The following is a 9,672-nucleotide window of genomic DNA, read 5'->3' on the forward strand; positions in this document are numbered from 1 at the left end:
ATAAACGGTATAGACTTAGCCAAACAATTGAGGCCAGCGATTGCTGGCCTTTTTTATTATTTGAATTCCTTATGGAAAAGGTGATATGTCTGTCAGTGTTTTAAGACTCTCGAGTTTACTTTTTATCGCAAGCTTAACGGTTGGGTGTTCAAGCGCGCCGGACGAAAGTGTTGACGATGATAACCTCGAAACCTCTGATTACGTCGAAGAGTCCCACTCCAATGATCCTTTTGAAGGTTTCAACCGAGCGATGTGGGATATCAACTACGAATATCTAGATCCTTACTTAGTTCGCCCTGTTTCCCTCGCTTATGTTGACTACACCCCTGTGCCAGTGCGTTCTGGTATCTCCAATTTCCTAGCCAACTTAGACGAACCATCAAGCATGGTGAATAACCTTATTATGGGCAATGGTGAAAAAGCACTCGACCATTTCAATCGTTTTTGGATTAACTCAACGATTGGTTTGTTAGGCTTAATCGATATTGCTAGCGAAGCTGGGATCACCAAGTACGATGATAAGTCGTTCTCTGATGCGATTGGTCATTACGGGGTAGGAAATGGTCCGTACTTCATGGTGCCGGGTTATGGTCCACTAACAACTCGAGAAGTGACTGAAACCGTCGATGGTATGTATGTGCCTCTGTCGTTCTTGAATTTCTGGGCTAGCTTAGGCAAGTGGGCATTTGAAGGCATGGAAACACGTGCTCAGTTAGTATCACAAGAAGCGCTGTTGGATAGCTCTCCTGATCCATATGCATTAACGCGTGATGTTTACATTCAACGTCGTGACTTTAAAGCCGAGATCGAGCCTGAAGAGGTCGACCTTGAAGAAGAAGATTTGATCGATGGTTATCTAGAAGATTACTAGAAACATGATTTAGAAAATCGATAAAAGACAGGCTCGATGTTGATGCAACATCGAGCCTTTTTAATGCTTTCTACTTTTAGGGAGGTAGATTAGAAGCGGTAGTTAGCTTGGATACCTACTAGCCAGATGCTACCTGTTACTTCACCTTCGAAGTCACCACCAAATGGTGCAGAACTTGCGTCATCTTCAACCATTTTTGCGTCTTTAGCTAGAATGTAAGTGAAGCCAGCATCTAGAGTTAGTTGCTCAGACCATTGATATCCAGCACCAATGCTTAACCAAGTGCGGTCTGTTTCTGGGATCGTTGCCGTACGGTGCTCATCGCTTACCGCTGAAGTATCGTATGCGATACCAGAGCGTAGAGCTAACTTAGGCGTCATTTGGTAAGTAGTACCAAGAGCAAAGCGGTAGTTATCTTCCCAGTTCTCTTGCTTGATATCTTGAGTTCGAGCAGGACCGAATTCAGGGATGTCAGCTACTAGTTCTTTAAAGCTGCTCCAGTTAGTCCAGTTAACGCTCGCATGTACAGCGACCTTATCTGATAGTTGATGGAAGCTTGCTAGCTCGGCGGTAGCTGGCAATGCAAGTTGCATTGAGCCGTTATATTTTGACTTCACAGGAGTACCTAAAGCGCCAGCAACAGCATCAAAAGCGACACCATTTGCGTGGCCTTCAAGCGTTAGGTCTACTTCTGACTTGTAGGTAAAACCAAGGCGGTTGTTTTCATTGATCTGCCAAGCGGTACCAACTTGCCAGCCCCACGCTGTGTCATCACCTTCCATGTATTTTAAAGCTGTACCTTGAGGCATAGGAACTAGAGAGTTAACTGTAGATACCGCTCCAAAGTTACCTTCAGCCATGATGTAACGAATACCACCACCAATAGATACGCTTTCAAGTACTTGGTAAGCCGCGTTTAGGTTTAGCTCCATCGTAGTAACACTTGCTTCGTTACCGTGGTTTGCGCCACCAAAGTCTTTACCTAGGTCTGTTTCCATACCGTAGTTAGTGCCAGCAGCAAAGCCTAATGCGAACTTGTCGTTGTACTTATGAGAAACATAAAAGTTTGGGATTACTGCACTGTGCGCAAAATCGCTAGAATTTGACGAAGTAGATTGTCCCATCATGGACGTAGAAGTACCCTCGATATCGATGTTAGGGTCAACATAGATAGCACCAACAGAAACCTGAGTACCTTCTAGGTAAGTCAGCATGGCAGGGTTACGCCATTGTGCGTCTGCGCCGTCAGCCATTGCAGCTTCACCAGCGTATGCGCGGCCAAGGCCTGTTGCTGAGTATTCTGCTAGTTGAAAACCTGCCGCGTGAGTGACGGTAGAAGTCGAAAGTAGTCCAACTGCCACTGCAGCAGATAGAAGAGTCTTATTCATTTTCATTATTATGTTCGCTGAATCATAAGTATTTAGTGGCGTGATTCTACGTTTAGAGTCATTACTTTAAAAATGAAATTCGAATAAAACAGTGTTTTAGGGATTTAATGAGTAAATGTGTTTAATTATTAGAGAAATAATCTAAATGTTTCTGCTGTGTTGCGAAGTTTGAGCGTACACTTGTAGTCATATATTGACCTTGCAGGCTACAGTTGTAAGCTTAAATTGATGTAGGTCAGTGGTTTAGGCAATAAAAAAGGGTCGCATTATGCGACCCTTTAGGATTAATAACCTAGCTAATATTAGAAGCTGCGGCTGTACTGCAGGCCTAGTAGGATCGCATCGGCGTGAGTAGTTGCTGAAACAGATGTGCCTAGAGGTGTACTTTCATTTACGTTTTTAACGTCTTCACCTAATAGGTAAGTGAAGCCAAAGTCTACGTTAGATGCAGTATCGATGTGGTATGTGAAACCAGCTGAGAACCATTGACGGTCAGAATCAGGTACTGATACTGATTTTAGGTCATCTTGTGCAGCGATGTCATACATGTAACCAGCACGTAGATCCCAGTCGTTGTTTAGGTAGTAAGTAGTACCAACAGAGATGTGACCGGCATTTTTCCACTCGTAAGCGGCATCAGGTGTTGTTGCTGTACCACCGAACTCAATTTTATCGAATGCTTTCCAACCAACCCACTGCAGAGAGTAGTGCACAGCAAACTTGGTATCTTCAAGTTTGTGGTAACCAGAGAATTCTGCCATATCTGGTAGAGGAAGTTTGATCTCCTGACCTTTACTATCTTCTGCTGTGATTTCAGGGCTGTAGCGGTAAGATAAGCCGAAGCGATTGTTTTCGTCTAGCTCATAAACAGTACCTACGTTGAAGCCAACGCCCCAACCATCAGCTCCGTCGATATCAACTAAGCTCAAGCCATTAAATGGACTGTTCGGATTTGCTGATAGGTTACTACTTGTCGTACGTTTAAGCGTACCTTTACCGTAGATAATATCAAGACCAGCACCGAAGCTCCATTGGTCGTTCAAGCGGTATGAACCAGCAAGGCCGAAGTTAAGGCTCATGATATCTGTTTCACCACCAAATTCTGAAGCAGCAAAATCGCTACCAAAGTCTGTAGATGTACCGAAATTCGAGTAAGCATTTACACCCCAAGCAAACTTTTCATTTACTGGAACGATAAGGTGGATGTTCGGTGCAACTGATGTACCGCCTGCGTCATCGTAGTTTGATGAGGTTGGAGTACTAATTGGGTTCATTGCTGAAGTGTATGTTGCATCAGATACTTTAATGTCTGTAGTGATTGTTTCAAAACCAAGAGATAACTCAGTTTTATCAAACATTGACATTGCAGCTGGGTTACGAGCCATTACTGACGCGTTATCTGCGATTACAGCATCACCAGCGAAAGCACGGCCAAGGCCGGTTGCTGATTGTGCGTTAAGTTGGAAACCTGCTGCCATCGCTTGCGAAGACGCCAGTGTAATTGTTACTGCTAAAAGAGACTTTTTAAACAGACGCGTGTTGTTGGTAGTCATTCATTTATTCCTTTATATATCCGCCTCTACAGGGCGATTAATTTGAGCAATTGCTCAATGGTGGCTGATCCTATTCGCAAGTATACGATATACAAATCCGACCATTGGGAATTTTGAGTGGAAAATTATGGAAATGACGCCTATCTGGCACGAAAATGGTGTGAAATGCTGTTTTTTAGAGTTTTAACTCTAGAGGCATTGGTGGTGTGAATGGTTTCGTGGTTTATTTATAAATAAAGCCCAGCAATATCAGTAATATAATTGCTGGGCCTTTTGTGACGGGGCTTTAAGAGCGAATTAGCTCATTGGTTTGATCATTTTTGTCAGCTTTTCGGCGATTTTGGAAACATCCTCACCATTTTCACCCACAAGGATTAAGCTGCTGCCATCTACGGGTGTTACCGAGCCGGACATGCCTTTTTCATCAAAATCGATAGGTTTGTCTGTTGGAATACCGGTTAAAAACAGTGTTACTTTGCCTTTTGCGCCTTGGAAGACCATATGTACTGCGTTGGATTTACCAAAGCCACAGTGGTTTAGGTAATAAACATGGTAAGGGAAAGCGTCATCAAACTGAAAAGCAAATGGGTTCATTTTTGCGTTGATCTGCTGCGATGTAACCTGTTCATCGATGCTACTAACAAAGCTCTTCTCATCAACAACATGCTTCATCGCTGTATCAACTAAACTAGCTTGCGCAGGTGAAACGAATGCATTTCCCCAATTCACTTGGCCAACTAATAAACCTGCAACGAATGCTACTGAGGCGGCCATTGCCATTGCTCGTCTCGCAAACGTTGGCCTTACTACTTTGCTTTCTTCGCTTGAGGTCTGATTGAACAGAATACGATCAGCAAGATCGTCTGGCACATCCACATTCATCGCAGAGTGGATCTGTTTATCAAGCGCTAGTACATCGTCTAAGAAGTTACTATTGGCTTCGCTATTCGCGGTCGCATCAACAATATCTTGTGTACGTTGTTTAGGTTCCGACAATACACGACGACGAAATTCCAAATCATCCATTATGTTGCCCCCTCTCTGCCTCTTCTGTATCCAACAGCTCTTTCAACTGATTTCGAGCTCTGAATAAACGTGTCATCACCGTGTTTTTGTTGAGATCGAGAATATCGGCAATCTCATCACCACTAAAACCACCAATCACTTGCAAGAAGAGAGGTTCACGGTAATCAATTTCAAGTTTCATGATCTGGGCTTGCAACCACTGATGCTGATGGTGCGGGTCATCACTGACACTAGCATCGTTACCGTGATCGTCGATATCAACCAGATCAAACTGTTTGCGTTCAAAACGTCGAGCGTTCTCGCGTCTCAAGATGGTAATCAGCCAAGATTTGGCGGCTTTTTCATCTTGAAGGCTATCGAGTGACTTCCATGCACGAAGGCAAGTTTCTTGAACTAAGTCTTCGGCAATGCTTTTGTCTTTGCATAACCAATAGGCGTAGCGAAAGAGGTCACGATGATAGGCGCGCACAAGTGCTTCGTATTTTCTTTGTTTGTCCATATCAGAGTTGACCGGACGCTTGGCTGTTTTCTTTCCAAACATTTTTATTATTGACACACGAGCCTCCATAATTGCTCTGCGTATAGCTGTCCTCTATACGTTGTGCTTCGTTTTTATATTTTTAGAGCTAACGATCGGCAGGAAATCGTAAAATCACATTAAAATTGATCTACTTCAAAATCTAAGGCCTCGAACTCGTTATAGTACACCTTGTCGTCTAGTTAGTCATTCGTGGCTAGCATGTTGAGCAAGACGACACTTCCTTTTGAAGGCTGACTTTACTTTCTCCTAATCAGGAAACTGATTATTTCAATTGGCGCTAAGTTAATTGCTTTATATACATTCCGACCACACAGCTTTGTGTGGTTTTTTTTTGCCTCAAGAAAAACCATTCCCTACACAGCGATAACAGTCTTTGCTTACAATAGTTTAGTCTCTTACGGCAACCTTTCCCCCAAAAAGGTTCGCCTGAATGCGCAGTTATATTTTCAAACAGTGAGATACTCGTATCACGTTTATTTAAACGCTCGTTTGATTTAATTAACAACTTCTTTACAATGCTTCAGGTCAGACCTCTTAACTTTAAGGAGAAACCATGGGCAAACAGGAAGTCAAAACGCGTTCTGGAGAACGTGTTGCCGTTGTCGCTGGATTACGAACCCCATTCGCTCGTCAGAGCACAGAATTTAGCCAAGTGCCTGCGGTCGACTTAGGCAAAATGGTTGTGAGTGAAATGCTTGCAAGAACGGATGTCGATCCTGCGCTTATCGAACAAGTTGTGTTCGGCCAAGTAGTGCAAATGCCAGAAGCGCCGAACATTGCGCGTGAAATCGTGTTGGGCACAGGCATGAACATCAATACCGATGCCTACAGTGTCACACGAGCATGTGCGACCAGCTTCCAAGCGGCAGTTAACGTGACCGAAAGCATTATGGCTGGCACGATTGATGTCGGTATTGCGGGCGGTGCGGACTCTTCTTCTGTATTGCCTATCGGTGTTTCGAAAAAGTTAGCGGCAAATCTATTAGCGCTGAGTAAAACGAAAACTATGGGTCAAAAGCTGAAGATTCTTAAAACGCTTTCCGTAAAAGATTTGATGCCAGTACCACCTGCAGTTGCAGAGTACTCGACCGGTTTATCCATGGGACAAACAGCTGAGCAAATGGCTAAGACGCATGGTATTACTCGCGAAGCTCAAGACGCACTTGCTCACCGTTCTCACTCTTTGGCTTCTCAGGCATGGAAAGAAGGCAAGATTAAAGACGAAGTGATGACTGCATTCCCGGCGCCTTACAAAAAGTATCTAGCGGAAGACAACAACATTCGCCACGACTCAACGGTTGAAGGTTACGCTAAGCTGCGTCCTGCTTTTGATAGAAAGTACGGCAGTGTAACGGCAGCCAATGCTACGCCTCTTACCGATGGCGGTGCAGCAGTGATGTTGATGCGCGAAGGTAAAGCGAAAGAACTAGGCTTAGAAGTGCTTGGTTATATTCGTGGTTATGCGTTCTCAGCGATTGGTGTTGAAACAGATATGTTGATGGGCCCGACTTACGCGACCTCACAAGTATTAAAGAACACCGGTTTAGAGTTGTCAGACCTTACACTGATCGAGATGCATGAAGCATTCGCTGCCCAAGTTTTGGCTAACGTTAAAATGTTCGCGAGCGATGAGTTTGCACAGAAGAATCTTGGCCGCGACAAAGCGATCGGTGAGATTGATATGGAGAAGTTCAACGTGCTGGGTAGCTCGATTGCTTACGGACATCCGTTTGCAGCGACTGGCGCGCGCATGATGACTCAAACATTACGTGAACTGAAACGTCGCGGTGGCGGCTTGGCATTGAACACAGCTTGTGCGGCTGGTGGTTTAGGTGCAGCAATGATCTTGGAGGTAGAATAATGTCTACGACTCTTGATGCAACAACAGAAAAAGAAACAGTCGCTCAACCAGATTCAACCTCTGCGACTGAATCAACCAAAAAGAAAGCGACAGCATTTACTCTCAATATCGATGAGCAAGATATTGCTTGGTTAGCGATTGATGTACCAAACGAGAAAATGAACACGCTGCAAGCGGCTTTTGCTGAAGAAATGAAAGCCATCTTCGAGCAACTCAAAGAAAAGCAAAGCCGAGTTAAGGGCCTAATCGTTCATTCTCTTAAGCCAGATAACTTTATCGCTGGTGCTGATGTAAGAATGCTTGATGCGTGTAAAACGGCTGACGAAGCACAGTCTCTGGCTCGCCAAGGGCAGGAGATGTTCCAAACGCTTTCTGAACTACCGTACCCAGTAGTCGCAGCGATTCACGGCCCATGTTTAGGTGGTGGTTTAGAGCTTGCACTGGCGTGTGATTACCGTGTATGTACCGATTCAGATAAGACTCGCGTTGGTCTGCCAGAAGTACAGTTAGGTCTGTTACCAGGCTCTGGCGGTACACAGCGTCTACCTCGCCTTATTGGTTTGCTGCCATCTCTTGACCTAATCCTTACGGGTAAGCAACTGCGCGCTAAGAAAGCGAAATCGCTCGGTGTTGTCGATGCTTGTGTGCCTGAAACTATCCTGCTTGAAGTCGCTAAAAGCTTTGTTGAAAAGAATACGGGCAGTAAAAAAGGTAAGCGCCTTGCGTCGAAAAGCCAAGCGTCGACCAAAGAAAAGCTGATTTCACGTAACGGCCTTGGTCGTAAAGTGATTTTTGAACAAGCTTCTAAGAAGACCAATCAGAAAACACGCGGCAATTACCCAGCAGCGGATGCGATTTTAGACGTGATTCGTTATGGCCTTGAGAACGGCTTTGATAAAGGTCTTCAGTATGAAGCGAAGCGTTTCTCAGAACTGGTTATGACTTCAGAGTCTAAAGCCCTTCGTTCGATTTTCTTTGCAACCACGGAAATGAAAAAAGAACACGGCGCCGACGCAGAACCCAAAGCGGTTAAGCGTGTTGGTGTGCTAGGCGGTGGTCTTATGGGCGCAGGCATCAGCCATGTCAGTGTTGCTAAGGCGAAAGTGCCTGTACGCATTAAAGACCTATCAAATGAAGGTGTACTGAACGCGCTTAACTACAACTTCAAGTTGTTCGATAAGCAGCGTAAGCGTCGCATTCTGAGCCGAGCGGGCCTTGAAAGTAAGATGCCTCAACTGTCTGGTGGTATCGACTTTACGAGCTTTAATCACACCGATGTGGTGATTGAAGCGGTATTTGAAGACCTCGACCTTAAGCAGTCAATGGTTGCGGACATCGAAGCCAATGCCAAGCCAGAGACTATTTTCGCGACGAATACGTCTTCATTGCCGATCCATAAGATTGCGGAGAAGGCGCAGCGACCAGAAAACGTGGTCGGTCTTCACTACTTCAGCCCAGCCGAAAAAATGCCGCTAGTAGAAGTTATCCCTCATGAAACTACGTCAGAAGAGACGATTTCTACGGTTGTTGCATTAGCGAAGAAGCAAGGTAAAACGCCGATTGTTGTGAAAGACACGGCTGGTTTTTATGTGAACCGTATTCTTGCTCCGTACATGAACGAAGCAGCGCATTTACTGCTAGCGAACGAGCCGATTGAAAAGCTCGACAGCACGTTATTGGACTTCGGTTTCCCGGTTGGTCCTATCACTTTATTAGATGAGGTGGGTGTTGATATCGGTGCGAAGATCATTCCGATTTTAGTGAATGAGCTTGGCGATCGTTTCCAAGGTCCTGATGTGTTCGATATTCTTTTGAATGACAATCGTAAAGGCCGCAAGAGTGGTAAAGGTTTCTACACTTACAAAGGCAAGAAGAAGGAAGTGGATAAGTCAGTTTACAAGCTGCTTAAGCTGCAACCAGATCCTAAGTTGAGCGATAACGATATCGCGATGCGCTGTGTGTTACCTATGCTAAACGAAGCGGTTCGTTGTCTAGACGACGGCATTATCCGCAGCCCTCGTGATGGTGATATCGGTGCGATTTTCGGTATCGGTTTCCCGCCATTCCTAGGTGGTCCGTTCCGTTATATGGATCAAATCGGCATTAAGTCACTGGTTGAGATGATGAACGATTTCGCTAAGAAGTACGGTGATCGTTTCGCGCCATGTGATGGCCTACTGACACGTGCTGGATTGGGTGAGTCTTTCTACAAGTAACTCTCTAACTCATTGATTAAGAAGCCCGTATCAAGCAATTGATGCGGGCTTTTCTGTTTTATGAACGAGTGTGAAAGGAATGAGATTCCCGACTCAGTCGTTCCTCCTTCTCGGGAATGATGATTGAGAGATAAAAAGTAAGTTATTGCGTTGATTAGAAAGTAAGCGTCTTTAAATCGACACATTCAATCATCGAAACGAACGTCGTAACCTTTT

At 44.8% G+C, this 9,672-nt stretch carries 7 protein-coding genes; 3 read left to right on the plus strand and 4 right to left on the minus strand.

Annotation, left to right across the window (positions count from 1 at the left end; translation table 11 throughout):
* Positions 1 to 85: 85 nt before the first annotated feature.
* Positions 86 to 871 (plus strand): VacJ family lipoprotein, encoded by a 786-nt coding sequence (locus ACED46_RS04995; protein ID WP_371721002.1) that lies wholly within the window; start codon positions 86 to 88, stop codon positions 869 to 871.
* Between the two features lie 89 nt (positions 872 to 960).
* Here the strand turns inward: ACED46_RS04995 and ACED46_RS05000 are convergent, their stop codons facing one another.
* From ACED46_RS05000 to ACED46_RS05015, 4 genes are all read right to left on the minus strand, one after another.
* Positions 961 to 2,265 carry an outer membrane protein transport protein gene (locus tag ACED46_RS05000; protein ID WP_371721003.1) on the minus strand — a complete coding sequence of 435 codons (1,305 nt, stop codon included), beginning with the start codon at positions 2,263 to 2,265 and terminating at the stop codon, positions 961 to 963.
* Between the two features lie 296 nt (positions 2,266 to 2,561).
* Complete coding sequence (locus ACED46_RS05005; protein WP_229649396.1) at positions 2,562 to 3,812, minus strand: outer membrane protein transport protein; 1,251 nt, start codon at positions 3,810 to 3,812, stop codon at positions 2,562 to 2,564.
* 297 nt (positions 3,813 to 4,109) lie between these two features.
* Positions 4,110 to 4,838, minus strand: a complete 729-nt coding sequence (locus ACED46_RS05010) for a DUF3379 domain-containing protein (protein ID WP_017060647.1) — start codon at positions 4,836 to 4,838, stop codon at positions 4,110 to 4,112.
* On the minus strand, positions 4,831 to 5,379 hold the full coding sequence (locus ACED46_RS05015) for a sigma-70 family RNA polymerase sigma factor (RefSeq protein ID WP_017060646.1): 549 nt from the start codon (positions 5,377 to 5,379) through the stop codon (positions 4,831 to 4,833). The genes ACED46_RS05010 and ACED46_RS05015 overlap by 8 nt, the downstream gene beginning before the upstream one ends.
* A 553-nt stretch (positions 5,380 to 5,932) precedes the next feature.
* Between ACED46_RS05015 and fadI the strand changes: the two genes are divergently transcribed.
* Complete coding sequence (gene fadI / locus ACED46_RS05020; protein ID WP_371721004.1) at positions 5,933 to 7,240, plus strand: acetyl-CoA C-acyltransferase FadI; 1,308 nt, start codon at positions 5,933 to 5,935, stop codon at positions 7,238 to 7,240.
* A complete protein-coding gene (gene fadJ, locus ACED46_RS05025; protein WP_371721005.1) occupies positions 7,240 to 9,456 on the plus strand; it encodes a fatty acid oxidation complex subunit alpha FadJ in 2,217 nt (738 codons plus the stop codon). The genes fadI and fadJ overlap by 1 nt, the downstream gene beginning before the upstream one ends.
* Positions 9,457 to 9,672: the final 216 nt, after the last annotated feature.

Source organism: Vibrio sp. 1S139, assembly GCF_041439475.1.
Taxonomy (GTDB): domain Bacteria; phylum Pseudomonadota; class Gammaproteobacteria; order Enterobacterales; family Vibrionaceae; genus Vibrio; species Vibrio crassostreae_C.

Excerpts from the sequence above, each read along its gene's own strand:
- ACED46_RS04995 (WP_371721002.1), top strand. The coding sequence starts at position 86 with ATGTCTGTCAGTGTTTTAAGACTCTCGAGTTTACTTTTTATCGCAAGC.
- ACED46_RS05000 (WP_371721003.1), bottom strand. The coding sequence starts at position 2,265 with ATGAAAATGAATAAGACTCTTCTATCTGCTGCAGTGGCAGTTGGACTA.
- ACED46_RS05005 (WP_229649396.1), bottom strand. The coding sequence starts at position 3,812 with ATGACTACCAACAACACGCGTCTGTTTAAAAAGTCTCTTTTAGCAGTA.
- ACED46_RS05010 (WP_017060647.1), bottom strand. The coding sequence starts at position 4,838 with ATGGATGATTTGGAATTTCGTCGTCGTGTATTGTCGGAACCTAAACAA.
- ACED46_RS05015 (WP_017060646.1), bottom strand. The coding sequence starts at position 5,379 with ATGTTTGGAAAGAAAACAGCCAAGCGTCCGGTCAACTCTGATATGGAC.
- fadI (WP_371721004.1), top strand. The coding sequence starts at position 5,933 with ATGGGCAAACAGGAAGTCAAAACGCGTTCTGGAGAACGTGTTGCCGTT.
- fadJ (WP_371721005.1), top strand. The coding sequence starts at position 7,240 with ATGTCTACGACTCTTGATGCAACAACAGAAAAAGAAACAGTCGCTCAA.